This window comes from Streptomyces sp. NPDC006643 (assembly GCF_042870175.1).
Taxonomy (GTDB): Bacteria; Actinomycetota; Actinomycetes; order Streptomycetales; family Streptomycetaceae; genus Streptomyces.
This window is the reverse complement of sequence record NZ_JBIAHA010000024.1, coordinates 22482-47988: the sequence shown is the minus strand read 5'-3', so window position 1 is coordinate 47988 and position 25507 is coordinate 22482. Positions and strand designations below refer to the sequence as shown.

Genomic DNA, 25507 nt, shown 5'->3' with positions numbered 1-25507 from the left:
GCCGGCTCCCCCGGCCAACTCTCCCCCGCCGTCTCTCGATCCGAGCCTCCGACTCCCCCAACTCCCCCTCGCTGCAAGGAGCACCGCACCATGAAGGACGCCTTCGGCATCCCGCAGTCCCTGCTCGTCCTCGGTGGGACGTCCGAGATCGCGCTGGCCACGGCGCGCCGGCTGATCGCTCGCCGTACGCGCACCGTCTGGCTGGCCGGCCGCGCGTCGCCCCAGCTCGACATCGCGGCCGAGCAGCTGCGTACGCAGGGCGCGGACGTCCGTACCGTCGACTTCGACGCGCTCGACCCGGAGTCGCACGCGGAGGTGCTCGGCAAGGTCTTCGCGGAGGGCGACATCGACATGACGCTCCTCGCCTTCGGTGTGCTCGGCGACCAGGCGCACGACGAGGCCGATCCGCCGGCCGCCGTCAGGGTCGCGCAGACCAACTACACGGGCGCCGTCTCGGCCGGTCTGGTGTGCGCGGCGGCGATGCAGACGCAGGGGCACGGTTCGCTGGTGGTGCTGTCGTCCGTGGCGGGCGAGCGGGCGCGGCGCGCCAATTTCATCTACGGGTCGAGCAAGGCGGGCCTGGACGCGTTCGCGCAGGGGCTCGGGGACGCGATGTACGGCACCGGTGTGCATGTGATGGTCGTCCGGCCCGGCTTCGTACGGACGAGGATGACGGCCGGGCTGGAGGAGACGCCGCTGGCCACCACGCCGGAGGCGGTCGCGGCGGCCGTGGAGCTGGGGCTGCGGCGGCGTTCGGAGACGGTGTGGGTGCCGGGGGCGCTGCGGGTGGCGATGTCGCTGCTGCGGCATCTGCCGAGGCCGCTCTTCCGGCGGCTGCCGGTCTGACGTCCGCGGGGGGGGGCTGCGGGGCCAGCGGGGGCTACTGGCGCAGGGACGAGGCCGCGGGCAGGTCGGCGGGGGTGCTCTGCGAGGGCACTCCCGTGATCTCCGTACCGCCGCCGAAGGCGTACTCGTGCAGCATCCGCCACACGCCGTCGGAGCCCTGCTCGTAGAGGCCGAAGGAGGTGCAGCTCCAGCGGGCCGTGTAGTCGGCCAGCTCCTCGTACGCCCGGTCCATCGCCTCCTCGGAGATGCCGTGCGCGACGGTCACATGGGGGTGGTACGGGAACTGGAGTTCACGCACCAGGGGGCCGGACGCCTCCCTGACCCGCTTCTGGAGCCAGGTGCAGGCCGAGCCGCCCTCGACGACCTGGACGAAGACCACCGGCGACAGCGGGCGGAAGGTGCCCGTGCCGTAGAGCCGCATCGGGAAGGGGCGGCCCGCCGTGGCGACCGAGGCGAGATGGGCCTCGATGGTGGGCAGCGTCGCGGCGTCGACCTCGGTCGGCGGCAGGAGCGTGACATGCGTGGGGATGCCGTGCGCGGCGGGGTCGCCGAAGCCCGCACGGCGGTCCTGGAGCAGGCTGCCGTACGGCTCCGGGACCGCGATCGAAACGCCGAGCGTTACGGTCCCCACGTCGTTCTCCTCAGTCCTTGTGTGCGGGTGGCCGGACCACCGGTGTGGCCCGTTCCGTCCCCGCGCCAGTGTGACGCTCGCACCGCCCGGCTGGCCAGGGTCCTTGGTCAGCAGTACGCGGACGGCGCGGATGCGATAAGGGTCCGGGCGGCCGTCCGGGGCGGGCGGGCCGTGCTCGGCGGGCCCGCCCCGGTGCCGTTCCGGTGCCTCTCGGGTCCCGCTCAGTGCTTCGCGGGCAGGAAGCCGATCCGGTCGTACGCCTGGGCAAGCGTCTCCGCGGCGACCGCGCGGGCCTTCTCGGCGCCCGCGGCCAGGATCGAGTCCAGCGTCTCCGGATCGTCCAGATATTCCTGCGTACGGCTGCGGAACGGTGTGACGAAGTCGACCATGGCCTCGGCGAGATCCACCTTCAGTGCGCCGTAGCCCTTGCCCTCGTACCGCCGCTCAAGATCCGCGACCTCCGTGCCCGTGAGCGTCGAGAAGATCGTGAGGAGATTGCTGATGCCCGGCTTGGCCTCGGCGTCGAAGCGGATCTCGGTGCCCGTGTCGGTGACGGCGCTCTTGATCTTCTTCGCCGTGGCCTTGGGGTCGTCGAGCAGATTGACCAGGCCCTTCGGCGTGGACGCCGACTTGCTCATCTTGATCGACGGGTCCTGGAGGTCGTAGATCTTCGCGACCTCCTTGACGATGTGCGGCTTCGGGACCGTGAACGTGCTGCCGAAGCGGGAGTTGAACCGCTCGGCGAGGTCACGTGTCAGCTCGACGTGCTGGCGCTGGTCCTCGCCGACCGGGACCGAGTCCGCCTGGTAGAGCAGGATGTCGGCGACCTGGAGGATCGGATACGTGAACAGTCCGACGGTCGCGCGGTCGGCGCCCTGTCTGGCCGACTTGTCCTTGAACTGGGTCATGCGGGAGGCCTCGCCGAAGCCCGTCAGACAGTTCATCACCCAGCCGAGCTGGGCGTGTTCGGGCACATGGCTCTGGATGAACAGGGTGCAGCGCTGCGGGTCGAGACCGGCGGCGAGCAGCTGCGCCGCCGCGAGCCTGGTGTTGGCGCGCAGGTCGGCGGGCTCCTGCGGAATGGTGATCGCGTGCAGGTCCACGACCATGTAGAACGCGTCGTGGGTTTCTTGCAGCGCCACATACTGCCGGATCGCACCGAGGTAGTTCCCGAGATGGAACGAGCCTGCGGTGGGCTGGATACCGGAGAGCGCGCGAGGACGAGTGGCCATGGGAACCATTCTCTCAGGTGGCGCCGACAGGTCGGGACAGGCCGGGAACCGATCTGCGGCGAACGGTGTATCAAGGGCGTGAGGACACGGGAGGGGACCCTGGAGGGGGGCCGCATCCTGACGGTTGCGGATGAGTCGGGTGTGATCGCGCGTGTGCGTTCCGGGGAGCGGGAGGCGTACGCGGAGCTGGTGCGCGCGTATACGGGGATCGCTCTTCGGGTGGCGGTGGCCTGCGGCGCGGGCGCGGACGCGGAGGACGTGGTGCAGTCCGCGTTCATCAAGGCGTATCTGTCCCTGGGGGACTTCAGGGACGGTGCGCCGTTCCGGCCCTGGCTGATACGGATCGTCGCCAATGAGACGAGGAACACCGTGCGGTCGGCGGTCCGGCTGCGGGCCGTGGCCGGGCGGGAGGCGGCGCTGCTGCGGGGTGAGCCGCTGATACCGGACTCGGCGGACCCGGCGGTGGTCGCGGTGGAGGAGGAACGGAACGCCGAGCTGTGGGCGGCGCTCGACGAGCTGAGCGACGACCACCGCGATGTGGTGGCGTGCCGCTATCTGCTGGAGATGAACGAGGCGGAGACGGCGGAGGCGCTGGGCTGGCCTCGGGGCACGGTGAAGTCGCGGCTCAGCCGCGCGTTGAAGCTGATGGGCGGGTTGCTGGCGGCGGAGCCCCGGTCGAGGCCGGGGTCGGGGTCGGAGAGGGGAGGGGGTGGTGGGGATGAGTGACGGCGAGCACGCGGACCAGGAGCGCCGCGGTGAGGACGGGCGCGGGGAGGACGGGCGTCGTGAGGACGGGCGCGGGGAGGATCTTGCCGAGGAGCTGCGGGTGCTGGGGCGCGGTATGCGCGTCCCGGATGTCGACGGCGAGACGATGGCCGAGCGGGTCCTGGCCCAGCTCCTCGCGGATGCGGCGCCCGTCCCGGTGCCTGCCTCTGCCCCGGATCCGGTGGTGGTGCCGGTGCCGACTCGTGCGGCGCGGGTTCGTCGTCTGCTGCGCCGCAGGTGGCGGGTGATAACGGCCGGGCTCTCGGGGCTGCTGGTCGTGCTGGTGCTGACGCCCCCGGTGCGGGCCGCCGTGGCCGACTGGTTCGACTTCGGCGGCGTCCAGGTGCGGTACGACCCGAAGGCCACGCCCAGTCCGGCCGCGCGGGTGCCCGACTGCGCCGATCCGATGCCGATCGAGGAGGCGGCACGGCGGGCCGGCTTCCGGCCACGGGTGCCGGCCGAGCTGGGAGCGCCCGACCGGGTGTCGCTGGCCTGGGCTTCGGCGGGCCGTCCGGTGGTGAGTCTGTGCTGGACGGACCCGGGCGGGCCGACCGTGCGGCTGGACGAGTTCCCGGCCGGTCTGGACCCCGCGTTCTCGAAGCGGATCCGGCACATGCCGGAGTGGGTGCCTCTGCGTGCCGGGGAGTCGAACGAGTCGACGGGGCTGTGGTTCGCCGAACCTCATCTGCTGCGATTCCGGATGCTCGACGGCCAGGGGGCGGGCTGGACCCATTCGGCGCGGACGGCTGGGCCGACGTTCCTGTGGGACGACAGCGGTCCGGACGGGGGCACCGGTGAGCGGCTGACGCTACGGCTGGAGGGGGTGGATTCTGTCGAGCGGGCGAAGGCGGTCGCGCAGTCGATCCGCTGAGCCGGTGCGAAGAGAGAAGTGGGGAGGAGAACGGGGAGCAGAACGGGGAGGAAAGTTGGGAACCGGTTCGGGTCGGGCGGTGTACAGGAAGTGACGCGCAGGCGGTCCGGAGGGTCCGGGCCCGGCGTCGGCAGGGGGGAAATCATGCGACTGCTGTGCACGAGCACGGTCCGACGGCTCGGGGCCCTGATCGCGGTGATGGCGCTGACCTGGCTCTTCGCCCCGAGCGCGGTGGCCGGCGGGCCCACGAGCGTGCTGGTCACCTCGCCGGAGAGCGCGGAGACGGCCTCGCTCTACTTCAGCGACGAGGAGTACGAGGCGCTGGCGAAGCAGCTCGACGGTCAGGAGATGGGGAAGCTGCCGGAGGGCCGGAAGGAGCGCCCGGCGTCCCTGGACTCGGCGGTGGGCTCCCGGCAGATCAATGTGACGTGGCTGGTCCACGACGTGCAGCCCTGGCGGCTGGACCGGGTGTATCCGAGCGCGGATCCCCGGACGGTCTGGATCCACACGTCGACGGACCTGCGGACGGAGGCCGGTGTCTGGCACAAGGCGAAGCAACCGGCGGCGCTGCGGGCGCTGTTGACGAAGATCGGCGTCATGGGCGAGAAGGCCGGCCAGGGTGTGGCGGTGCCGCCCTTCGAGGAGAGGGACAACGCGGCGGCCGAGGACACTCCCGTAAAGGACCGGACGCGGCCCGTGGCGTCGGGAGCCTCCGCGGGAGGCACGGACGGCTGGTGGTGGGCGATACCGGCGCTGGGGGCCGGGGTGGTGCTGGGGCTGGTGCTGCGTCCGCTGATGGGCCGGCTGCCCCGGCCACCGTTCGGCAGGGGCGGGAACAGGCCGGAGGCGGGACCCCGGGGGCAGCTGCTGGACATGTGATCAAGGTGGGCCCGCCTGCGGGGTTGTCTCCCGGGGCACGCCGGGGGCAAGGTTTCTTCGTCCACACTGGCGAGTGACGATAGAAACAGGGGCACCACCCCGCCCCGACCGGATGGCTTGTCTCGACCGAACGGAGAACCCGTGGCGACAACGGACCGTGCCATCGCCTCTGCGGAGGCGCACAGCGCGCACAACTACCACCCGCTGCCCGTCGTCATCGCCTCGGCGGACGGTGCATGGATGACCGATGTCGAGGGGCGCCGTTTCCTCGACATGCTCGCCGGCTACTCGGCGCTCAACTTCGGCCATGGCAATCGGCGTCTCATCGACGCCGCCAAGGCGCAGTTGGAGCGGGTGACGCTGACCTCGCGGGCGTTCCACCACGACCGGTTCGCCGACTTCTGCACCCAGCTCGCCGAGTTGTGCGGCATGGAGATGGTGCTGCCGATGAACACGGGCGCGGAGGCGGTGGAGACCGCCGTGAAGACGGCCCGTAAGTGGGGCTATCGGACGAAGGGGGTGCCGGACGGCACCGCCAAGATCATCGTCGCGTCGGACAACTTCCACGGCCGTACGACCACGATCATCAGCTTCTCCACCGACGAGGAGGCGCGGGCGGACTACGGGCCGTACACGCCGGGGTTCGAGATCGTTCCGTACGGGGATCTCGCGGCCCTCGACGCCGCCATGACGGACAACACCGTCGCCGTCCTGCTGGAGCCGATCCAGGGGGAGGCGGGGGTGCTGGTGCCGCCGCCGGGCTATCTGGCGGGGGTGCGGGAGCTGACCCGGGCGCGGAATGTGCTGTTCATCGCCGACGAGATCCAGTCCGGCCTGGGCCGGACCGGAAAGACCTTCGCGCTTGAGCACGAGGGCGTGGTGCCCGACATGTATGTGCTGGGCAAGGCGCTCGGCGGCGGGGTGGTGCCGGTGTCGGCCGTGGTGTCGTCGGCGGTGATCCTCGGGGTGTTCCGGCCCGGGGAGCACGGCTCGACGTTCGGCGGGAATCCGCTGGCGTGCGCGGTGGGTCTTGAGGTGATCGCCATGCTGCGCACCGGTGAGTTCCAGCAGCGGGCGGCGGAGCTGGGTGATCATCTCCACCATGAGCTGGGTCTGATGACGACCGGCGGCGCGGTGGAGACGGTGCGCGGCCGGGGGCTGTGGGCGGGAGTGGACATCTCCCCGTCGTACGGCACGGGCCGGGAGATCTCCGAGAAGCTGATGGATCGGGGTGTGCTGGTGAAGGACACCCATGGGTCGACCATCCGGATCGCCCCGCCGCTGGTGATCAGCAAGGAGGATCTGGACTGGGGCCTGGAGCAGTTGCGGGCGGTCCTCGCGCGGTAGTGGGGCCGGGGCCGGTCGCCGTCGCGGGCCACCGGTCCCTGGCTCCCCCCGCCGGGGCCTACAGGATGACGTGCGGGAGGAAGCGGGCGTACTCGTCCGTGATCAGGCCCGACGATTCGCGGATGCCGAGGCCGGCCGCCTCGTTCTCGACGACCCAGGCGCCGAGTACGACCCGGTTGCCGTCGAAGTCGGGCAGCGGCGCCAACGCCTGGTAGCAGCAGGCCTCCTGGCGTACGACCGGGGCGTTGCCGGGTTCGTGGACGGCGACTCCGGCGCCCTCGCGGCCGAGCAGGGGCTTGGAGACATAGCCACTGGTGAGGGCGAGTTCACGGGGGCCGTCGAGATAGGCGGGCAGCAGATTGGGATGGTCCGGGTTCAGCTCCCAGAGGATCGCCAGCAGCGCCTTGTTGGAGAGCAGCATCTTCCAGGCGGGCTCTATCCAGCAGGTGCTGCCGGTGCCGCCGCCGTTGTCGAGCGTGTCCAGCACCTGGGGGCCGAAGCGGTCCGTGGTCAGCCACTCCCACGGGTAGAGCTTGAAGCAGCTGCGGATGAACCGCAGCCGTTCGTCCACGAAGCGGCCGGTCAGCTTGTCCCAGCCGATCTGTTCGACCGACAGGGCCTCGGTGTCGATGCCCGCCTGCTGGGCCGTCTCCCGCAGATAGGCGACGGTCATCAGGTCCTCGCCCAGCTCGTCACCGTCGGAGTGGGCGAAGTGCAGGGGTCCCTGCGGAAGGAGGTGGGCCTGGCGGCGCCAGGCTTCGACAAGCCGTTCATGGAGGGAGTTCCACTGGTCGGCGCCGGGGAAGCGCTCCTCCATCCAGAACCACTGCGGGCTGGCGGCCTCGACCAGGGACGTGGGGGTGTCGGCGTTGTACTCCAGCATCTTGGCCGGGCCGGTGCCGTCGTAGCGGAGGTCGAACCGGCCGTAGATGGACGGCAGTTCGGCGCGGCGCTGCCAGGACTCGGCGACCAGCGCGGCCAGCCGGCCGTCGGTGATGCCGAGATCGGCGAAGCGGTCGTTCTTCACGATGTGGTCGGCGGCGTCGAGGCACATCGCGTGCAGTTCCTCGACGACGACTTCCAGTGCCTCGACCTCGGGCAGGGAGAAGACGTAGTAGGCGCTCTCGTCCCAGTACGGCCGCAGTGAGTCGTCCGGATAGCGGGTGAGCGGATAGACGAGGCCCTGTTCCTCGACCGTCTGCTGCCAGCCGGGGCGTGGCTCGATGGTCCGACGCTCCATCATCGCGCGCCGAGCCCGCTCAGCCGCCGCCGGTGCCCGAGCAGCCGAAGCCGCCCCGGTCGACCGCCGACTTGTCGAAACTGCCGTCGTGAACGCGGCCGTTGGAGCTCTTGCCACCGTAGTAGTACGAGCCGGAGCCGGAGCTGTCGCAGTCGGAGCTGGACAGTTCCTCATAGGTGTCCCGGTCGGCGCAGCGCCGGTCGGGTTCCGAACTACAGGAGGTGACCGTCAGTGCGAGTATCCCCATGCCGCCGAGCACCACCGTGCTCGACCGAAACCTGCGTTGTTTTACGGCGGCCATCGCCCCGTCCTCCCCCGTCTGCGGGCCGATCCGTCGGCCCGTCAATCCCGTGCTCGCCGCACACATTAGATGCCCGGCCGTCACGCCGGACAAGGCGGTCCGTCAACTCTCCTCAACTAGATGCCTTATGCGCCGTTTGGAGGGATCTACACGCCCGGTTCGCGGGAGAAGTCCGCGGGAGTTATTCGCTGTCGTCGCGCTCGCGCCGTCAGGCAGGATCGGAGACTCGCCATATCCGAGGAGAACGATTAACCATGTCTGCCGTACCCGCCCTGCCCGCGGACCCGACCGTGATCCACCCGATGCCCGGTCAGCCGCGGGTGGTGCTGCTGAAGCCGCTGATCACGTCCGAGTTGATCGAGGTCGGGGATTTCTCGTACTACGACGACCCGGACGAGCCGACGGCGTTCGAGACCCGGAACGTGCTGTATCACTACGGGCCGGAGAAGCTGGTCATCGGAAAGTACTGCGCGCTGGGTGAGGGGGTGCGGTTCATCATGAACGGCGCCAATCACCGGATGGACGGCCCGTCGACGTTCCCCTTCCCGATCATGGGCGGCTCCTGGAGCGAGCACTTCGATCTCATCAGCGGGCTGCCCGGCCGGGGTGACACGGTGGTGGGCAACGACGTCTGGTTCGGCTACCGCAGCATGGTCATGCCCGGCGTCCGGATCGGCCATGGAGCGGTGATCGCCTCGGGCGCGGTCGTCGTGGACGACGTACCGGACTACGGCATCGTCGGCGGCAACCCGGCCAAGCTGATCCGCCGCCGCTACGACGACGCGGACGTCGACCGCCTGCTGGCCGTCGCCTGGTGGGACTGGCCCGTCGAGCACATCACCACCCATCTGCGCACGATCATGTCGGGCACCGTCGACGCACTGGAGGCCGCCGCCCCGCCGGCCACCACGCTCTAGGGCCTGTCCGGTCCGTCCGCCTCCGCCTTTCGCTCTTTCGCCTTCGGTCCGTCGCCTTTCGCCCTCCGTCCGTCGCCTCAGCAGGTCTCGCGGTACGGAACGTCGGGGATGTGCTCCCGCCACTCCTTCTCCGTCAGACCGCCGTCCGACAGGGCGCACAGTTCGCCGACGAGCCGGGACGGGGCGACCGCGTACGGACGGAACGCGCCCTGGTCGTCCTGGGTGACGAGAGCGGAGCCGTCGGCGGTGAAGGACCTCGGCACGAGACTTCCCGTGGCGCCGGAGAGGGTACCGATCCGGCGACGGGTACGCAGGTCCCAGAGCGTGATCTCGGTGACCCCGGCCGCCTCGGCGTCGTCCCCGCCCGTCGGCCCCTCCTGCGCGACGGCGATCAGGCGGCCGTCCGGGGAGTGGAGCGTGGGGGCCTCGTACAGGGGCGGGGCGCCGATGTCGAGAGGTTCCCCCCGCGGGCGCAGCGTCTTCGGGTCGATGAAGGTCAGGCTGCTGTGCACGCTGTCCGGGTCGGTGTAGGCCGATGTCCCGTCGGGGCTGTAGCCGTCGAGACGCAGCCCCGCCCCGCCGGGGACGAGCACCTTGCCGGAGGGGACGGCCACCGTGCCCAGGAGCGGGCTGACCGTCACGGCTTCCCCGTCCGGCCGGAACGTCACCGTGGTGGAGAAGTCGATCAGCGCGGTCCGCAGGGTGAAGGTGCTCTTCCGGATCAGCTTCATGGTTCTGAGGTCGTAGAACCTCAGTGAGTGGACGTAGCCCTTCGACCCCGCGTTCCCGGCGCCGTCATAGGTGGCGTACGTCGTGCCGTCCGGCGAGAGCGCGACCGTCGTGGTCAGGCCCCCCAGTGCGCCGGGCAGGGTGCCGCGCCTGGTGCGTTTGACGGTGTCCCAGATCTCTACGGTGTCCGGTCCGTCGGCGACCGCCAGCAGCCTGCCGTCCGGGCTGAGCAGCATCCGGCCCGCTTGGGCGACCCTGAGCTCCGTCCGCCTGGCCAACGGCGCGGTGGACCAGATCTCGACCGTGCCGGCGTCCGATCCGCCGACGGCAAGGGTCGACCCGTCCTCACTCGCCACCACCTCCGAACCCGCCGCCGAGGGCTGCCCGCCGCGCGAGGTGACACGCGAGACGTCGACGGACCGGAACGTCCCGTCGCTGCCCACGCACCGCAGTTCGGAGTCGTCTGCGGAGAACTGGAACGTGCCGGGGTCGCAGTGGCTGAGGTCGGTGGGGTAGCTGAAGACGGGGTCGACGCCCTCGGTGAAGGTCGCATCCCAGAGCGAGAAGCCGGCGGCGACGAACCGGCCGTCGTGGCTGAAGGAGACGTCCTCCCCGTACAGGCCCGGATCCGAGTTGTCCCTCGGAATCTTCCTGAAGTCGTACGAGCCGGTCTCGCCGTCGTCGAACACCTCGGACACGCGCAGAGCCTTCTCGGTCAGCACGGCCGTGCGGCGGCCGTCGGGGCTGAACGCCATCGCGCCGGGGAAGTCCTCGGGCTCGATCCCGAAGTCCGGTACGGGGAGGTTCTTGCCGGTCCGGAGGTCGACCCAGATGACGGTGGCTCCGGTCTTCGACGCGCTCGTCAGCGCCAGCCGCCCCTCGTCCGCGGTGAAGGAGGTGTCGAACGGCATGCTGCCGGTACGCCGGAGAAGGGCCTTGGCGGTTCGGGTGTTCCAGACCGTGGCGACGTAACCGTCCTTCTTCCCCCGGACACTGGCGGCCAGGAAGGTGCCCTCGGGGCTGAGGGAGAAGACCGCGGGTCCGGTCGGGTAGGGGCGACCGCGTGGCCGGAGCCCGCGAGCCTCCATCACGACGGTCGTCTCGTCGTCGGTGCTGACGGCGACCGTCGTGCCGTCACCGGACACCCGCACGTTGCGGACCCTCTCGGCGGTCCGGTACGAGCCGAGCCTCTCGCCGGTGTCCACGTCCCAGGTGCCGACCTGGGTCCCGCCGGCGGCGACGAGGACCCGTCCGGCCTCGTCCAGGGCGGAGGTGGTCACATCGAACGCCGGCAGCTTGACGGCTCGCTTCTCCACCTGGTTGCGGACGGCGAGGAGCGCCGACCACGCCTCCGGGGTGTCACCGAGACGGGCGCCGGCGACGGCCAGCCGCCGGGCGAGCTGCGGGTCGGTGCGGCCCATCGACTGGGCGAGGCCCGCGACTTGCGCGGAGGTGGCCCGGTCGCGCTGACGGGCGACGGTCTGCCGCTGGTCGATCGCCACACCGGCGGCGATGCTGACGGCCAGCAGCAGCACGCCGAACAGGGCCGTCACCGTGCGCCGCCGCCGGGTGAGATACCGGCGGTGGGCCCGCCCCAGGCGGACGTACTCCCGCTGCGCGTCGCCCAGTTCACCGCTGCGCTCGGGGAGCCACCGCTCCGCGGCCTCCTGCGCGGTGGCGGTCGGCAGCAGGTCCCTGGTCCGTCCGGCCCGTTCCCAGCGGTCCATGTCCAGTTGGAGGTTCTCGCGCCAGTCGAGGAAGACGCGGTCGTCCCGGACACGTGAACCGAGCCTGTCCCAGGAGGAGATGAGCGCTTCATGAGCCAGCTCGACGGTCTCCGAGAGAGCCGGCCCCTCGCTCTCGGGGCCTTCGGGAGGTGAACCGGTGTGCACACGGCCACGGTTGACGACCAGGAGCCGGGCGCCGGCCAGCCGCTGGGCGAGCCGCCACTCCCGGTCGGTCAGCTCCGCGCGTACGACGATGCGCCGTACGGGAGCGTCCGTCCCGACGGGAGTGCGTACGAGCCGGGTCAGCAGTCGTTCGGCGTACGCGTCGTCCCGGTCCCGCTCACCACCCGCGCCGTCCCCGTCCCCGTCCCCGTCCTGTTCGCCACCCTCGCCGTCGCCGTCCCGCTCGTCGCCGACGTACCGCTGCCAGACCGTGTCGGCGTAACTCCCCAGGGCGCCGCCGACCCCGCCGAGCGCGTCGTAGGCGTCGTGGGTGAGGCGTCCGCCGCGCTGGTTGTCCCAGAGCTGGGCGAGGGTGAAGCTGAGCAGGGGAAGGATCCCCGGCGCGTTGCCGGCGTCGGCCAGGATGCGGTTGACGAGCGCGTCCTCGTAGGTGACGGCCGGTATGGCGTCCAGGGGCCTGGCGACCACGTCACGCAACTGCTCCTCGCGCATCGGCTCCAGGGCCTCGACATGCTTCCTGGCGAGCAGACCGAGGCGGGGATGGGCGAGGACGGGACCGAGGAAGTCCGCGCGCAGTACGGCCAGTACGGAGAGCGTCGACGGCGGCCCCGGGCTTCGGGGACGGCTCGCCGATTCCCCCGGGCCGGCCGGCGGGACACCCCCGAGTGCGTCGGCGAGCGCGTCGATGTCACGGGAGGCGAACAGCTCCTCGTCGAGCAGTTCCTCGAACTGATCGACGACGATCAGCAGCCGCGCGACGCGCTGTACGCGCAGGACACTCGCGACGATCCCGCGGAGCCCGTGACCGGCGATCTCGTCCGCCACCGCCGAGACACGGGCGAACTTGTCCGCCTCGGCTCCGTCCGGCTCCAGCAGGTCGAGCAGTACGGCGGCCAGGCCCCGCAGCGCGCCGGAGTGGTGCGCGGGGCGCAGGATCGCCACGACGTCCCTCTCGGCGCGGCGCCGTGGCGCCACCCCCGCCATCGCGAGCGAGGACTTGCCACAGCCGGACGGACCCACCAGCGTGGTCCACCGCTGTTCGCCCACGACCCGCGCGAGCCGCTCGCTGTCGGCCCGCCGGCCGAAGAACGCGGTGGCGTGGGCCTCTTCGAAGGGCTCCAGACTGCGGAACGGCGACACCGGGCGCGCGAGTGCCGCCAACGGCGCCCAGGTGGCGATCAGTTGACTGACCGGGATCATGAACCCGGAGGCGGGGTCGCCGAGTTCGGCCTTGACCGTCATGCCGACGACGGCGCCGAGAGCCGGGGACCATACGGGGCTGCCGCTGAAGCCCCGGGAGACGCGATAGCCGGCCCCGACCTGGTCGACCTGGATCTGACCGTCGGCCTGCGCGCCGCGCAGGACGCCCTCGTGCCAGACGCCCTGCCCACGGCCCTCGGGAAAGCCGATGATCTGCGTGGCGTGCCCGCGCAGCCTCTCCGGCTCGACGTCCACGAACCGGGCCGGCCCCGACCCGGGTACGGGGCTGTCCAGCCGTAACACCGCGATGTCGAGCCCGCCGCCGTCCGGCGCGGGACCCCACCGGACGACGTCGGCGGTGACGGTCGCCGCCCGGCCCCCGGACCCGGCCGACAGCGGAAGGTCCACGTACAGGCGCGCGCCTTCCGCGGTCTCGTCCCTGTCCAGCCCGAGCGCGGCGGCGACGACGTGCGCGCAGGTGACCGCGTGCAACTCGTCCACCAGGAACCCCACGCCGAGCGGACCGCTCACCAAGCCTGGTACCGGCTCGGCCTCCGGCGGGGACCCGAAGATCCTCAGAACGGACGTGCCCGGGAAGGATGTCGCGCCGCCCTGGTCCACCGCCCTCATGCTTCGGGTTTCCGCCAGGCGAGGGTGACTTTGAAGTTGGCCGCAGCCGCGGTGCTGGACACCACGACGTCGGCCTGCGCGGTCAGCGAGAGCCCGAACTCCAGCCCGATCTCGTCGGGCGCCTGCTCCATGCCGGCGAACCCGGCGACGAAGTTCTCGGCCACCGGCCTGATGTCGGCCAGCATGTCCCCGAGCGACCGCGCGGCCCGCGTCGCCAGCCTCCCGGACCGTGACACATCGGCCAGCCCCTCCCCGACCTGCTCGACCTGCACCTGCACGACCCCTTGCCGCCCGCCCTCGACATCGACCGGCAGCTCCACCACGTGCTTCATCGATCCCCCTGGTCCACCCGCACGACGGCCCGCGGGCACGGACCGTCCGAACCAGAATTCTCCAACGCACCGGCCGGGAAGACCGACGACTGCACAACGCTTTCACAAGAGCGGGCAAAGTGGCTCGATCCCATCGGCCGCGGTCTCGATCAGGCCGACGGGGGGCTCCGGTCAGGCGCCGGAGAGGGGGCCACGGGCGGGGATCGAGGCGGCGAAGTCGGCGATCGCCTTTCTCAGCGGCTCGGCCGCGGTCGTCGGATCCGTACGGGTGTTGAGGCCGAGCACCAGGATGCGCCCCACCAGCCCGCGCGGCCCCGGGAATTCCAGCTGGTGGTGGGACGGGCCGTTCGGGTCGGGGTGGACCACCAGGGCGAGGGGATTGCCGGGGTCGGTGTAGCCGGCGATGTAGGTGAGGAGCTGGTGGCGGTCCTCACGGGAGACGTTCTTCCTCGCGTAGTTCTTGTACTTCGCGTCCACGGCCAGACAGGGCGCGGAACCGGGGGGTGCGGTGGGCGGGGCGAAGGACAGCAGTACGTCGGGGTTGAAGGAGGGCGGGGTGCGGAGCCCGTGCCCGCCGCTCCCGCTGCCACCGCTCGCACCTCGCCCGCCCCGTCCGTACCGTCCGTGCGTCCGGATCTTGTGCGCCGCGTCCCGCGCCCACCAGCCACCGACGGCAGCCGCCGCATCGGCCGCCATCCGCTGGACGACGCTCTCCCAGAGGCCGTCCAGCTTGAGCAGCAGCCCGTGGGCGCCGAAGCCGTACGGGTTCAGCAGGTCGTTGGGCCCGCCGCCGCCGAGCACCATGCGTGCCCACGCGTGAGAGGCCCGGTAGTGGTCGTTGAGTACGGAGTACCGCCCCCGGGCGAGCAGCCGCAACGCGTCCGGGCCCCCGACGGTGGCCGGGAAGTCCGCTGCCGCGAGAGCCAGTTGGTGCTTGAGGAGCGGATCGCTCACCTGGCCGGCCGCAGCGGCGAGGGCGGCTCCGCACACCAGGTTCTCCCAGCCCCCGTCCTCGTACTCGAAGGTGCTGACGTGCAGTTGGTCGACCGCGCCGTAACACCTGGTCGCCTGCGCCGCCACGTTCAGCCGGCCCCGCAGGGTGGTGTCCACCCGCTGCCGTCGTACATAGTCCCTGCGCAGACCCCGGCGCAGCAGCAGACGACACTCGTACAGCAGGGCGGCGGGCACCAGCCCCGCGTAACCGTCCTCGCCGAGGGGCCAGTCGCGCAGCCCCTCGTCGGTGGTGCTGTTCTGTCCGCCGGCGTAGGAGAGCCAGTCCACGAGCCGGTTGCCCGCGATCGGGAACTTGGGGCGCAGCACCAGGCGGACACGGCTCAGCTCCAGCACCCCCGTGACCGTCCGTGCCGTGAGCACACAGTGATCCCCTCTCTCGACCACCCCCACGGCCTTGAGTGCACGGAGCCTGTCGAGATCGGCGGAGCTCAGATCGGACTTCGGGACTTCCCGTGACTCGTACTCGTCCAGCGTGACCAGCCGCCTGGCACCTCCCCGCGGCACCGCGCCACCACCCCTCGTCACTCCTCGTCCCATTCGGACCCGGCCGGCGCCCCGTCCTCGTCGTCGGTCCCGTCGGCCCCGTCCGCCTCGTCGGTGCCGGCGGTGACGAAGACCTTCGCGAGCATGCCGGGAAGGTCCCTCGGATTCGTCTGTACGACGCGTCCCGTCCTGTCATCCACCAGCTCGCCCAGCACGGCCCGCAGCATTTCGGGGCGGCCCAGGCAGTGGTCCGTCACGAGCGGCACGATCTCGTGGTGGAAGGCGTACGAGAGCTGCTCCGCGGTGACGAGTGGCCGGTCGTCGGAGAGGAGATAGGCCTGGCCGAGCAGATGGTCCGGGCCGAATTGCGCGTCGAGCCGCTCGTTGAGGCCCTCCAGCAACGAGGCCAGCCCCAGCCCCTCGACCTCGCCGTCCAGGGAGTCCAGGTCCGGCGGTACGTCGATGAACGCGAACCTGCGCCGGATCGCGGAGTCGATATGGCCCACGCTGCGGTCGGCGGAGTTCATGGTGCCGATGATGCGGACGTTCGGCGGCACGGTGCACTGCCGCCCGCTGGTGGGCAGGGTGATGGAGACCGAACCCCGTTTGTCGAGCTCCAGCAGGGTGATCAACTCGCCGAGAACACGCGGCAGATCACCACGGTTGATCTCGTCCACGACGATCAGGAAGGTCTCGTCCGGGGCCTTCTCGGCCGCCGCGCAGACCCGCAGGAAGACCCCGTCCTTCATCTTCAGATGGAGCCCGGCCCCGTCCGCCGCCGTGTCCGGCCGGAAGCCCTCGACGAAGTCCTCGTATCCGTAGGACGGATGGAAGGTCACCATCGTCAGCCGGGCCGCCCGCGCGCCCCGGGACTCCTCCGTCCCCTCGGACTCGTCCGTCTCCCGGCCGGGCACCGCGGACAGTTCCGCGAGAGCCGCGCTCCGCTCGGCGGGCGCCGCCTCGATCAGGTCCGCGCGCCCCGCCAGGGCGAGGGCGACGTTGAGCGCCAGCCGGGTCTTGCCGGTGCCGGGCGGGCCCTGGAGCACCACCTGCCCCTTGTGCTCCAGCAGGTCCCGTACCTTCCGTACGTCGTCGGGAAGTTCGTCGCCGGTCTGCCCGGCCGGCCCGACGGGTGGGGCCTTCTGCACGGCCCCGGTCTTCTCCCCGGCAGCGGCCTCACCCGTTCCGGCCGCAGCGTCCCGCGCGAGGTCATCGACCAGGCGGGCGAATTCGGCGTCGAGCCGTCCCCGACGGATCTCCCGCATCAGCGTGGCGGGCACCACCGCGAGCGTCTGCTGCCAGGCGTGCCGGGGCGCGTCGAAGCTCTGGGCGTACGAGGTGTCCCAGTCCACGCCCACGGTGTGGCGGTGCGTCTGGGCGCCGGGATCGTACGCGTACCCTCCCGCGACCGTGCCCACGGCCAGCACCTGCGACTTTCCCCGGTTCGCGACGACGAGATCGCCGCGCTCCAGGTCACGGAAGGCCAGCAACTGCCGTGCGAGCCGCAGGTTTCCGCCGGTACTGCGCGGCCACTGCTGGTCCAGTGCGGCCTTCAGCTCCTGGTCGCTCTCGTACTGCCCCAGACTGCCGACCTCGTCCCAGGCAACGCGGATACGACCGGTCCGCAGGCAGTCGTCCCACAGGCTCGCGCGTTCCCCGGGCGCGATCTTCCAGACCACGCGGTCACGCGGACGCGGATCATGGAAGGCGTACAGGAACTCCGTCACCTCGTGCGGACTCCACCCCGCGAACTCCTCGCACTCACGGAGGAGTCCGAGCAGTTCGCGGTTGGCCCGCCAGGTCCGGACACCGGAGGAGTACGCGCGCGGACTGCCGCCCAGCAGCGCGGTGAAGTGGCGGATGTGCGCGGCGGAGAAGACGGGCAGGAACGCGCCGGGGAAGTAGACCGCCAGGGCCTTGGTGGTCAGCGCCTGTCCGTACGACAGCGACTCCAGGTCGTCCAGACGTTCGTACGCCTCCTTGCCCGCCGCGTCGAAGGCCGTCACAAACTCGGAGCGCACCTGCGCCCACGCCGTCTCCACATCGAGTCCGCGCAAGGCGCCGGGGACGACGCGCCACTCACCCGACCGGTGCTGGTAGATGATGTGCTTCGCGGCGCTGCCGCCGCGGATGCTGCCGAAGTTGTCGGTTCCGTACTCCATCAGCCGGCAGAAGGAGAGCCCGCTCCTGCGGCTGTCGGGCCCCAACGCGTACCGCGCCAGGTCCAGCCTTTCCCAGTCCTCCGGCGGAAAGTACGACACCACCTGCTGCCGTTCCTCCTCCGCCAGGCCGGCGGCCCGCCGTGCCCCCTCCCGGTCGAAGCGCGCGATGCGCGCGGCGAGCCCTTCCCGGAACTGCCCACCCTCAGTCATGTACGCATTCTTCGGCATCGGCCCGGCGCGGGGGACCGAGATCGGGAAACGGACACCGCGGACGAGGTGATGCGCCGGGGGCGTGCCGGGCGGGACGCTCCGGAGGCGGCCCGCGGACACGCCCTAGCGCCGGTCCCGGCCCCGGCCCGAGGCGGGCCCGAGGGTGCGCTCGATCGCGGCCTTCGGGAACGGGGTCCGTCTGCTCTCCCCGAGGAGACGGCGGTGGAAGTCCTCCAGTACGACCGCCGAGCGCACATGCCGGTCGAGGAGCCCGGCGATGTCGGCCCGTATGCCGTCGGGGCGGCGGCCGGCCGCCCAGTCGCGCAGGAACCGGGCGTGCTCCGCGTTGTCGCGCTCCCCGTCGAGCAGATGGTGGCGGATGAGATGAGTGGTGAGGTAGCCGCGGTCGTAGGAGCGGTGGTCGTGGAGGAAGTCCCGCTCGGGCGGGGCGAGTTCGAAGCGTGAGCCGAGGGCGAGTCCGAAGTCGGCGAAGTAGATCAGCCGCCCGTCGGTCAGGACGTTCCTGAAGTGCGCGTCGAAGTGCACGAGCCCGCGCGCGCCCATGAAGTCGGCGCCCCGGATCAGGGTCTCCTCGATCCAGGGGTACGGCGGCGCCTCCGCGTCCCCGGCCGCCGCGGCGGCCCGCCGGTCCGCCAGCCAGCCGGCGAGCGTGTGCGGTACGTACTCCAGGAACAGCACCAGAGAGGCCGTCGACCCGGCGATCGCCTCCAGCCGACGGCGTACGGCGGGCGAGCCGTCCCAGTGCGCGACGGCCTTGTCGAGACCGCCGAACTCGTCCATGAAGCCGTCGGGACCGGAGTCGGGCAGGACGCGCCAGTGGTACATCAGCGGAAAGCCCGGGTAGGCGTCGGCGTCGCCGACGACCCAGTTGGTGGTCATGGTGTGCGCGGCGAGTTCACGCCAGGCGCCGAATCCGGCGGAGCCGATGCCGTACTGGTAGAAGAGCGGCAGCTCGAAGATGTTGGCAGTCGACCGCAGATGCTCCGGCCGCAGTTCGAGGTCGGTCAGCGGGACGCGTTTGACGAAGACGCGCGTCCCTTCGACGTCCAGCACCGCCGAGCGCCCGCCCACGCCGGACCCCAGCGGGACGGCGCCGGCCACGACCTCGGCGAGCCGGCGGTCACCGAGCAGGGAGAGCGCGGTGCCGACAGCGCCATGGACGGCCAGCCGGGCGCCACGTGAGGTCCCTGCCGGTGGTGCCTGTCCGTCGGGGTCGTGCATCCTCGGCTCCTCGGCTCCTCGGCTCCTCGGCTCCTCGACTCGGATCGTCGTCAGGGCAACACCCGGCAGAGCGCGTCCAGCGCACCCGCCCACGCGCTGTCCGTCGGGGCACCGTAACCGACGACCAGCGCGTCGCGCCCCGGTGCGACCGAGGGGTGCCGGAAGCCGGAGAGTCCCTGGATCCCCAGGCCCTGCCAGGCCGCCGCCTCGATCACGGTGCGTTCGTCGGCGCCCGCCGGGAGTTCGACCACCGCGTGCAGCCCGGCGGAGATCCCGGTCACCCGGCACTCCGGCGCGTGTTCGGCCAGCGCCGCGACCAGTTGGTCGCGCCGGCGCCGGTAGCGCAGCCGCATGGAGCGCACATGACGGTCGTACGCGCCGCAGGAGATGAACTCCGCGAGCGTGAGCTGGTCCATGGCACTCGGCACGGCCGCGACCTCGCCCTTCGCCTCGACCACCGCCCCCACCAGCGCCTTGGGCAGCACCATCCAGGCGAGCCGCAGCCCCGGGGCGAGCGACTTGCTCGCCGTACCGAGATACACCACCCGCTCCGGGTCCAGTCCTTGAAGGGCACCGACGGGCTGCCGGTCGTAGCGGAACTCCCCGTCGTAGTCGTCCTCCAGGATCAGTCCGCCCGCGCCGCGCGCCCAGTCCACCACGGCCGCGCGCCGGTCGGGATGGAGCGCGGCGCCGGTCGGGAACTGGTGCGCCGGAGTCATCAGCACCGCGTCGGCTCCGCGCAGTTCGCCCTGCCCGGAGGTCAACTCCTCGGTGCGGGTGCCGAGTTCGTCGATCGGGAGGGCGGGGGTACGCAGTCCGGCGGCCGTCAGGATGGTCCGGTGGAAGTCGAGCCCGTACGACTCGACGCCCACCGCCGCGCGAGTCCGCCCCGCGCTGCTCCCCGCGCCCCTCCCCCGCCGTGCGGCGAGCACCTGGGCCATCAGCGCCAGGCCGTGCACGAACCCGGAGCAGAGGACGACCCGCCCCGGATCCGCGTACACCCCGCGGGTGCGGGCCAGATAGTCGGCGAGGACGGTACGCAGTTCGACGCGCCCCAGCCGGTCGCCGTAGTCGAAGGCCTCGTTCGGGGCGGCGGTCAGCGCCCGGCGCGAGGCGGCGAGCCATTCGGCGCGTGGGAAGGAGCCGAGGTCGGGGGTACCGGCCCGCAGATTGTGCGTGGGCCTGCGGTGGACCGGCCGGGCCGGTGGGCCGCTCGGCGCCGGCGTGCGCGGCGCGGCCCGCCGGGCGACGCGCGTCCCCGAGCCCTGCCGGGCCGTGAGCCAGCCTTCGGCGACGAGTTCGGCGTAGGCGTCGGCCACGGTGTTGCGCGCCATGCCGAGGTCGGCGGCGAGCGTACGGGACGAGGGCAGCCGGGTGCCGGGCGTCAGCCTCCCCGTACGGACGGCTTCGCGCAGGGCGTCCATCAGCCCCGTACGGAGCCCGGGACCGCGCAGCTCTAGGTGGAGATCGGCGCCGACCGTGACGGCGGTCACCCGCTGCTTGCCGCTCGCCGCATTGGCCCACGATTCGGTCATGGGAATGGACCATACCGTTGTGCCATCGAGCGCGTAGCGTCGTACGCATGACGACGAACGACAACCACCACCACGACCACGCCGCCGACCGCCTCCCCGCCCATGAGCCCCGTCTGACCTGGGCGAAGCTCGCCCCCGACGTGTCCAGGGCGATGTCGGGTCTGGAGACGGCGGTGCGCCGGGGCGTCGACCCGGTGCTGTACGAACTGGTGAAGATCCGCGCGTCGCAGATCAACCACTGCGCCTACTGCCTCGACATGCACACGAAGGACGCGCTGGCCGCCGGGGAGTCGATGGAGCGGATCGTCCAGCTCAGCGCCTGGCAGGAGTCGCGCCACTTCTACTCGGCGAAGGAGATCGCCGCGATCGAGCTGACCGAGGCCGTCACCGTACTGACGGACGGCTTCGTGCCGGACGAGGTGTACGAGCGGGCCGCCGCGCACTTCGAGGAGACCGAACTCGCGTATCTGATCGGCGCGATCACGGTCATCAACGCGTGGAACCGCTTCGCCGTGACGACACGCATGGTCCCCGGCCACTACACCCCGGGGTCGTACAAGTGACGGCACCCCGCCACGTGACGGCATCCGGCCAAGAGCCGGCGCCCGACCGGGAGCCGGCGCCCGACCGGGAGCCGGCGCCGGACCCCGCCGCAGAGCCGGACCCCGCAGCGGCGCCCGGCTCCGTGGCGGCCTTCCGCGCCCTGCACCACGGCCGGTCCCCCGAGGACCCGCTCGTCCTGCCGGGGCCGTGGGACGCGGGCAGCGCGCGCGTCTTCGCGGAGGCCGGTTTCCCGGCGCTCGCCACGCCGAGCGCGGGGGTCGCCGCGTCGCTCGGGTACGAGGACGGGGCCACCCCGCCGGACGAGATGTTCGCGGCGGTGGCCCGTATCGTCCGGGCCGTCTCCCACGGCGACCGGCCCGTGCCCGTCAGCGCGGACATCGAGGACGGCTACGGGCTGGCGCCGGCCGAGCTGGTCGCGCGCCTGCTCGACACGGGCGCGGTGGGCTGCAATCTGGAGGACTCCGCCGACGGCGCCCTCAAGGACCCGCACCGGCACGCGGAGTGGCTGGCGGAGGTCCGGGCGGCGGCCGGGGACCGGCTGTTCGTCAACGCCCGCGTCGACACGTTCATCCGTGGCGTGGGCGATCCGGCCGAGGCCGTCGTGCGCGCCCGTCTGTACGTCGCCGCCGGGGCGGACTGCGTGTACCCGATCGCCGCCCCGCCGGAGGCGGTCCCGACCCTGCGGGCCGGGATCGAGGGCCCGATCAACATCGGGGCGGCGCCGGGCGGTGCGGCGGCGCCGGCGGAGCTGGGCAGGCTCGGTGCCACCCGCGTCACGTTCGGTCCGGGGCTCCAGCGACAGGCGATGGCCGCGGTACGGGAGGGCGCGGCCCGGCTGCGTTCCTGAGCCACCGACGGGGGGCCGAGGGCCCGGCGGACGATTCGTCCGCCGGGCCTTCTGCATGTCCGCCGACTGCCATACCGCGCATCACGGACGGTGATATTGAGAGAGCGCTCTCCCACTCTCATAGGCACCAACTCGCCTGAGTACAGGCCTACTTGACAGTGCTTGCCGCAGCTATTGACACCCCTGTGACCCGCTCTTACGTTCAGCCCTAGAGAGCGCTCTCTGATGTGATCGAAGATCAAGGAACAAGGAACAAGGTTCAAGGAACCCCCCATTCCTCAGATTGGAGTGCCGTGCTCCACAGACCCTCCCGCACCACCCGTTCCCTGCGAACGGGACTGGCGTCCTGGCGCCGACGCGTCGTCGCCCTGGCCCTCGTCGCGCTCACCGCGTCGCTGCTCCAGGCCAACATGAGCAGTGCGAGCACCGAGTCCGTCTCCGCCGACAAGGCCGGGCAGGCGGGTACCAAGGGCGCCGCGGTCGTCCGTGTCTCGGAGTTCCTCGCCGAATGTCCGTACAGCCACCGACTCCCGGACGACCCGATCGTGTTCCCCGGGCTGCCCGGTGCCTCGCACATGCACAGCTTCTTCGGCAACGACACCACCAACGGCCGTTCCGACGTCAACAGTCTGGCGAAGGGGCGCACCACCTGCTCGCCGAAGGAGGACCTCTCCTCGTACTGGGTCCCGACCCTGTACGACGGCACGAAGGAGGTGGAGCCGACCGGCACCACCTTCTACTACCTGGGTGAGGGCGTACGGGACGACATCATCGCCCAGACCCAGCCGCTGCCGTACGGACTGCGGATCGTGGCGGGCAACGCCAAGGCGACCGGTCCGAACGACAACACCCGGGCGCGCTGGTCGTGTCTGCACCACGGCGAGGTCAACCCGTCGACGGACTTCGTCAACTGTCCGCCGGGGGCGATGCTGGAGTCGTATCTGGACTTCCCGCAGTGCTGGAACGGCCGCGACCTCGACTCGGCCGACCACAAGAGCCATATGTCGTATCCGGTCGCGGGCGCCTGCCCGTCGACCCACCCGGTGCCGGTGCCGAAGCTGCGGCAGGTGCTCAGGTATCCGGTGAACGGCGATCCGGCCCGGTTGTCACTGGCGTCGGGCCGCGGCTACACGATGCACGGCGACTTCTTCAACGTCTGGCCCGCGGCGGAGATGGAGCGGCGCGTACGTGACTGCATCCGTCCCATCATCAAGTGCGGTGCGAACGGAGTGCCTTCCTGACGGACCGGTCCGATCCTGTCCGGGGCCGCACAGTCCCGGACAGGCGTCCGGTCCGCCCACCACACACCCAAGGACTCCCCATGAAGGTGGTACAGGCCACGGCGGCGGCGCTCGTCGCCCTCCTGGTGATGACGGGCTGCTCGGCCGCCTCGGAGCAGAAGACGGACCCGCGCGCGAAGCCGACTCCCGTGAGCACGCCCCCCAGCACGCCCAGCACGCCCGCCGCCACCCCCACCGGCACTCCTGTCAGCACCCCCTCCGGCGCGACCGACGCCGCGTGGATCCAGCTCATGACACCCATGAACGAGGGCGCGGTCGAGTTGCTGACGATGGCGGCCGACCGTTCCACCGACCCCGGGCTGCGCGGCTGGGCGACCGACCTGGCCGCCGCGCACCGCGCCGAACTCGACCGGATGCGCCCGCTGTTGAAGCGGCTGGGCCTCCCCGCCACCAACGTCCACGAGGGCCATGAGATGCCCGGCATGGTGACGCCCGGCGATCTCGCGCAGGCGCGCGCCGCCAAGGGCGCGGCCTTCGAGAAGGTGCTCGTCGTCCAGATCCGCGAACATCTGGAGCACTCCGCGCGCGTGTCCCGTTCCGAGGTCGACGCGGGCAGCGAGGCGGCGGCCAAGAAGCTCGCCGCCGCGCTCGTCGAGTCAAGGGCGGACGAACTCGACGCCCTGAAACGCGTCGCGCCCTAGGACGCGTCCGCAGGGGGTGTCGTCGGCCCGGGGACCCGGTCTGGGCGCCAAGTACCAACCGGTATAAAGGCTGCATGACTGCCGACGCCTCCCCGCCCGTGCGCCCGACCCTGGAGGACGTGGCCGCCGTCGCAGGCGTCTCACGTGCCACGGTGTCCCGGGTGATCAACGGTGCGACAACGGTGGACCCGGCGCTGCGCCGAATCGTCGAGGAGGCCATCGCGACCACGCACTACGTGCCGAACCGCGCCGCGCGGGCCCTGGTGACCCGCCGCACCGACTCGGTCGCGCTGGTCGTCTCCGAGCAGGAACGGCGGCCGGTGGCCGAGCCGTTCGTGGGCCGGATGTTCTCGGACCCGTACTTCGGCCGGGTCGTGGGCGGGCTGCTCGACGTGCTGCGGCCGGCCGGTGTCCAGATGATGCTGATGCTGGCGGACGACGCCGCGTCGCGCGAGCAGTTGCTCTCGTATCTGCGCCAGGGCCATGTCGACGGCATCGTCCTGATCTCGTCGCACGCCAATGATCCGCTGCCCAGGCTGGTCCACGAGACGCGCCTGCCCGCCGTGCTGGCGGGCCGGCCGGGGCAGCCGTCGCCGCTCACATACGTGGAGGCGGACCAGGCGGCGGGCGCGCGGCTGGCGGCCGGGCAGCTGGCGGAGCTGGGGCGGCGCCGGATCGGTACGGTCGCGGGGCCGCAGGACATGCCGGCCGGGCAGGAACGGCTCGAAGGGTTCCGGGCCGCGATGGCCTCGTACGGGATCGAGGACGTGACGGTCGCGGAGGGCGACTTCACACACACCGGCGGCGCGGCGGCGATGCGGCGTCTGCTGGCCGAACGCCCCGACCTGGACGGGGTGTTCATCGCCTCCGACCTGATGGCGCTGGGCGCGCTGCCGGTACTGCTCCGGGCCGGCAGACGGGTGCCGGACGAGGTCGCGGTCGTGGGCTTCGACGACAGCAACGCCGCGCTGACCTGCGATCCGGCGCTGACGACGGTACGCCAGCCGGTCGAGGAGATGTCCTCGGAGATGGCCAGGCTGCTGCTGAAGCAGATCGCCGCGCCCGGCAGCGGTCCGCTTCCCTCGATGATCTTCACGCCGACGCTGGTGGTGCGGGAGTCGGCGTAACGCCCCTCGACACGCCGCGCCCCGGCGCCCGTGCTCCGTAAGGCCGTTCAAGAACTCACGCGTTCGGGCATTCAGGCGCTGCGGCGGTGCCGTTCCTCGTCCTCCAGCGCGGCGGCCTCCTGCGACAGCCGTGTGGCCTGGAGAAGGCTCAGTCCCGGCTCGGCTTCCCGGAGCGCCTTCACCGCCGATACGGAGTCGGCGCGCCCCTTCACCCCCGCCTCCGCGAGCTTCCGGCGCGTCCAGTTCCCGCGCAGCTCGGCGTCGGTGGTCTCCCGGACCGCGGCGAGCAGTGCGGCGGCCCGCTCCAGCCCCGGCCGCTCCTCGGGACCGGCGGTCTTCAACGCCTGGGATACCGCCTCGGCGATCTCGTCGGCCTCGCGCACGACGAGAACGGTGAACTCTTCTTTGTCCTGCCCGAATAGCTTCATCGTTGGATCCTGTCCGTCGCGTATCCGCGATCTCAAGAGAGTTGAGCCAGTTCTGAGGTACGCACCCGCGCGGACGGCCCGGAGCCGGTGAGCCCTCCGGGCCGTCCGCGCGGGTGCGACGGG

At 71.6% G+C, this 25507-nt stretch carries 22 protein-coding genes; 11 read left to right on the top strand and 11 right to left on the bottom strand.

The genetic code is table 11. The features are described 5' to 3' along the window. The first annotated feature begins 90 nt into the window (after positions 1 to 90). Entirely contained in the window at positions 91 to 846 is a 756-nt protein-coding gene (locus ACFYNU_RS29295) for a decaprenylphospho-beta-D-erythro-pentofuranosid-2-ulose 2-reductase (protein ID WP_356591604.1), read from the top strand. Positions 847 to 880: 34 nt separating this feature from the next. On the opposite strand, the gene ACFYNU_RS29290 is transcribed toward ACFYNU_RS29295, so the two are convergent. Together ACFYNU_RS29290 and trpS are read right to left on the bottom strand one after the other, a co-directional pair. After that, on the bottom strand, positions 881 to 1477 hold the full coding sequence (locus ACFYNU_RS29290; protein ID WP_356591602.1) for a 2'-5' RNA ligase family protein: 597 nt from the start codon (positions 1475 to 1477) through the stop codon (positions 881 to 883). A gap of 221 nt (positions 1478 to 1698) precedes the next feature. Further along, on the bottom strand, positions 1699 to 2718 hold the full coding sequence (gene trpS / locus ACFYNU_RS29285) for a tryptophan--tRNA ligase (protein WP_388767639.1): 1020 nt from the start codon (positions 2716 to 2718) through the stop codon (positions 1699 to 1701). A 69-nt stretch (positions 2719 to 2787) separates the two neighbouring features. Between trpS and ACFYNU_RS29280 the strand changes: the two genes are divergently transcribed. The 4 genes from ACFYNU_RS29280 (at position 2788) to rocD (ending at position 6571) form a co-directional block, all read left to right on the top strand. Then, on the top strand, positions 2788 to 3435 hold the full coding sequence (locus ACFYNU_RS29280; RefSeq protein WP_356591598.1) for a sigma-70 family RNA polymerase sigma factor: 648 nt from the start codon (positions 2788 to 2790) through the stop codon (positions 3433 to 3435). Continuing rightward, a complete protein-coding gene (locus ACFYNU_RS29275; protein ID WP_356591596.1) occupies positions 3428 to 4345 on the top strand; it encodes a hypothetical protein in 918 nt (305 codons plus the stop codon). The genes ACFYNU_RS29280 and ACFYNU_RS29275 overlap by 8 nt, the downstream gene beginning before the upstream one ends. Before the next feature lie 144 nt (positions 4346 to 4489). Then, complete coding sequence (locus tag ACFYNU_RS29270) at positions 4490 to 5224, top strand: hypothetical protein (RefSeq protein ID WP_356591594.1); 735 nt, start codon at positions 4490 to 4492, stop codon at positions 5222 to 5224. Between the two features lie 141 nt (positions 5225 to 5365). Beyond that, complete coding sequence (rocD, locus tag ACFYNU_RS29265) at positions 5366 to 6571, top strand: ornithine--oxo-acid transaminase (protein WP_356591592.1); 1206 nt, start codon at positions 5366 to 5368, stop codon at positions 6569 to 6571. A 58-nt stretch (positions 6572 to 6629) separates the two neighbouring features. Here the strand turns inward: rocD and ACFYNU_RS29260 are convergent, their stop codons facing one another. Further along, positions 6630 to 7811 carry a glutathionylspermidine synthase family protein gene (locus ACFYNU_RS29260; RefSeq protein WP_356591590.1) on the bottom strand — a complete coding sequence of 394 codons (1182 nt, stop codon included), beginning with the start codon at positions 7809 to 7811 and terminating at the stop codon, positions 6630 to 6632. Between the two features lie 19 nt (positions 7812 to 7830). Then, positions 7831 to 8058, bottom strand: coding sequence for a hypothetical protein (locus ACFYNU_RS29255; RefSeq protein WP_356591588.1), 228 nt, complete (start codon positions 8056 to 8058; stop codon positions 7831 to 7833). Between the two features lie 308 nt (positions 8059 to 8366). Between ACFYNU_RS29255 and ACFYNU_RS29250 the strand changes: the two genes are divergently transcribed. Beyond that, entirely contained in the window at positions 8367 to 9029 is a 663-nt protein-coding gene (locus ACFYNU_RS29250) for a CatB-related O-acetyltransferase (RefSeq protein ID WP_356591586.1), read from the top strand. Positions 9030 to 9106: 77 nt separating this feature from the next. Here the strand turns inward: ACFYNU_RS29250 and ACFYNU_RS29245 are convergent, their stop codons facing one another. The 6 genes from ACFYNU_RS29245 to ACFYNU_RS29220 all read right to left on the bottom strand — a co-directional run bounded on the left by ACFYNU_RS29245 (position 9107) and on the right by ACFYNU_RS29220 (position 20476). Then, the gene (locus ACFYNU_RS29245) at positions 9107 to 13399 is read right to left on the bottom strand and encodes a trypsin-like peptidase domain-containing protein (protein WP_356591584.1); all 4293 of its coding nucleotides are present in this window, start codon (positions 13397 to 13399) and stop codon (positions 9107 to 9109) included. A gap of 95 nt (positions 13400 to 13494) precedes the next feature. Next, a complete protein-coding gene (locus tag ACFYNU_RS29240) occupies positions 13495 to 13830 on the bottom strand; it encodes a CU044_2847 family protein (RefSeq protein ID WP_356591582.1) in 336 nt (111 codons plus the stop codon). Positions 13831 to 14001: 171 nt separating this feature from the next. Beyond that, positions 14002 to 15348 (bottom strand): PE-PGRS family protein, encoded by a 1347-nt coding sequence (locus ACFYNU_RS29235; RefSeq protein ID WP_356591580.1) that lies wholly within the window; start codon positions 15346 to 15348, stop codon positions 14002 to 14004. A 17-nt stretch (positions 15349 to 15365) separates the two neighbouring features. Beyond that, positions 15366 to 17699, bottom strand: coding sequence for an AAA family ATPase (locus tag ACFYNU_RS29230; protein ID WP_356591578.1), 2334 nt, complete (start codon positions 17697 to 17699; stop codon positions 15366 to 15368). A gap of 123 nt (positions 17700 to 17822) precedes the next feature. Next, positions 17823 to 18941, bottom strand: coding sequence for a protein kinase family protein (locus ACFYNU_RS29225; RefSeq protein ID WP_356591576.1), 1119 nt, complete (start codon positions 18939 to 18941; stop codon positions 17823 to 17825). A gap of 50 nt (positions 18942 to 18991) precedes the next feature. Continuing rightward, positions 18992 to 20476, bottom strand: a complete 1485-nt coding sequence (locus ACFYNU_RS29220; RefSeq protein WP_356591574.1) for a PLP-dependent aminotransferase family protein — start codon at positions 20474 to 20476, stop codon at positions 18992 to 18994. A gap of 47 nt (positions 20477 to 20523) precedes the next feature. On the opposite strand from ACFYNU_RS29220, the gene ACFYNU_RS29215 reads away from it, so the two are divergent. The 5 genes from ACFYNU_RS29215 to ACFYNU_RS29195 all read left to right on the top strand — a co-directional run bounded on the left by ACFYNU_RS29215 (position 20524) and on the right by ACFYNU_RS29195 (position 24956). After that, complete coding sequence (locus tag ACFYNU_RS29215; RefSeq protein ID WP_356591572.1) at positions 20524 to 21039, top strand: carboxymuconolactone decarboxylase family protein; 516 nt, start codon at positions 20524 to 20526, stop codon at positions 21037 to 21039. Positions 21040 to 21161: 122 nt separating this feature from the next. After that, positions 21162 to 21887, top strand: coding sequence for an isocitrate lyase/phosphoenolpyruvate mutase family protein (locus ACFYNU_RS29210; protein WP_356591782.1), 726 nt, complete (start codon positions 21162 to 21164; stop codon positions 21885 to 21887). 293 nt (positions 21888 to 22180) lie between these two features. Then, positions 22181 to 23128: a DUF1996 domain-containing protein gene (locus tag ACFYNU_RS29205; protein ID WP_388767633.1), complete on the top strand. Its 948-nt coding sequence runs from the start codon at positions 22181 to 22183 to the stop codon at positions 23126 to 23128. Positions 23129 to 23208: 80 nt separating this feature from the next. Continuing rightward, the gene (locus ACFYNU_RS29200; protein ID WP_356591570.1) at positions 23209 to 23829 is read left to right on the top strand and encodes a DUF305 domain-containing protein; all 621 of its coding nucleotides are present in this window, start codon (positions 23209 to 23211) and stop codon (positions 23827 to 23829) included. A 74-nt stretch (positions 23830 to 23903) separates the two neighbouring features. Then, positions 23904 to 24956: a LacI family DNA-binding transcriptional regulator gene (locus ACFYNU_RS29195; protein ID WP_356591568.1), complete on the top strand. Its 1053-nt coding sequence runs from the start codon at positions 23904 to 23906 to the stop codon at positions 24954 to 24956. Between the two features lie 71 nt (positions 24957 to 25027). Here ACFYNU_RS29195 and ACFYNU_RS29190 read toward each other — a convergent pair whose 3' ends face one another. Then, the gene (locus ACFYNU_RS29190; protein ID WP_356591566.1) at positions 25028 to 25384 is read right to left on the bottom strand and encodes a hypothetical protein; all 357 of its coding nucleotides are present in this window, start codon (positions 25382 to 25384) and stop codon (positions 25028 to 25030) included. Positions 25385 to 25507 lie beyond the last annotated feature (123 nt).

Excerpts from the sequence above, each read along its gene's own strand:
- ACFYNU_RS29215 (WP_356591572.1), top strand. The coding sequence starts at position 20,524 with ATGACGACGAACGACAACCACCACCACGACCACGCCGCCGACCGCCTC.
- ACFYNU_RS29250 (WP_356591586.1), top strand. The coding sequence starts at position 8,367 with ATGTCTGCCGTACCCGCCCTGCCCGCGGACCCGACCGTGATCCACCCG.
- ACFYNU_RS29195 (WP_356591568.1), top strand. The coding sequence starts at position 23,904 with ATGACTGCCGACGCCTCCCCGCCCGTGCGCCCGACCCTGGAGGACGTG.
- ACFYNU_RS29230 (WP_356591578.1), bottom strand. The coding sequence starts at position 17,699 with ATGACTGAGGGTGGGCAGTTCCGGGAAGGGCTCGCCGCGCGCATCGCG.
- trpS (WP_388767639.1), bottom strand. The coding sequence starts at position 2,718 with ATGGTTCCCATGGCCACTCGTCCTCGCGCGCTCTCCGGTATCCAGCCC.
- ACFYNU_RS29240 (WP_356591582.1), bottom strand. The coding sequence starts at position 13,830 with ATGAAGCACGTGGTGGAGCTGCCGGTCGATGTCGAGGGCGGGCGGCAA.
- ACFYNU_RS29200 (WP_356591570.1), top strand. The coding sequence starts at position 23,209 with ATGAAGGTGGTACAGGCCACGGCGGCGGCGCTCGTCGCCCTCCTGGTG.
- ACFYNU_RS29190 (WP_356591566.1), bottom strand. The coding sequence starts at position 25,384 with ATGAAGCTATTCGGGCAGGACAAAGAAGAGTTCACCGTTCTCGTCGTG.
- ACFYNU_RS29260 (WP_356591590.1), bottom strand. The coding sequence starts at position 7,811 with ATGGAGCGTCGGACCATCGAGCCACGCCCCGGCTGGCAGCAGACGGTC.
- ACFYNU_RS29295 (WP_356591604.1), top strand. The coding sequence starts at position 91 with ATGAAGGACGCCTTCGGCATCCCGCAGTCCCTGCTCGTCCTCGGTGGG.
- ACFYNU_RS29220 (WP_356591574.1), bottom strand. The coding sequence starts at position 20,476 with ATGACCGAATCGTGGGCCAATGCGGCGAGCGGCAAGCAGCGGGTGACC.
- ACFYNU_RS29275 (WP_356591596.1), top strand. The coding sequence starts at position 3,428 with ATGAGTGACGGCGAGCACGCGGACCAGGAGCGCCGCGGTGAGGACGGG.
- ACFYNU_RS29225 (WP_356591576.1), bottom strand. The coding sequence starts at position 18,941 with ATGCACGACCCCGACGGACAGGCACCACCGGCAGGGACCTCACGTGGC.
- ACFYNU_RS29270 (WP_356591594.1), top strand. The coding sequence starts at position 4,490 with ATGCGACTGCTGTGCACGAGCACGGTCCGACGGCTCGGGGCCCTGATC.
- ACFYNU_RS29255 (WP_356591588.1), bottom strand. The coding sequence starts at position 8,058 with ATGGGGATACTCGCACTGACGGTCACCTCCTGTAGTTCGGAACCCGAC.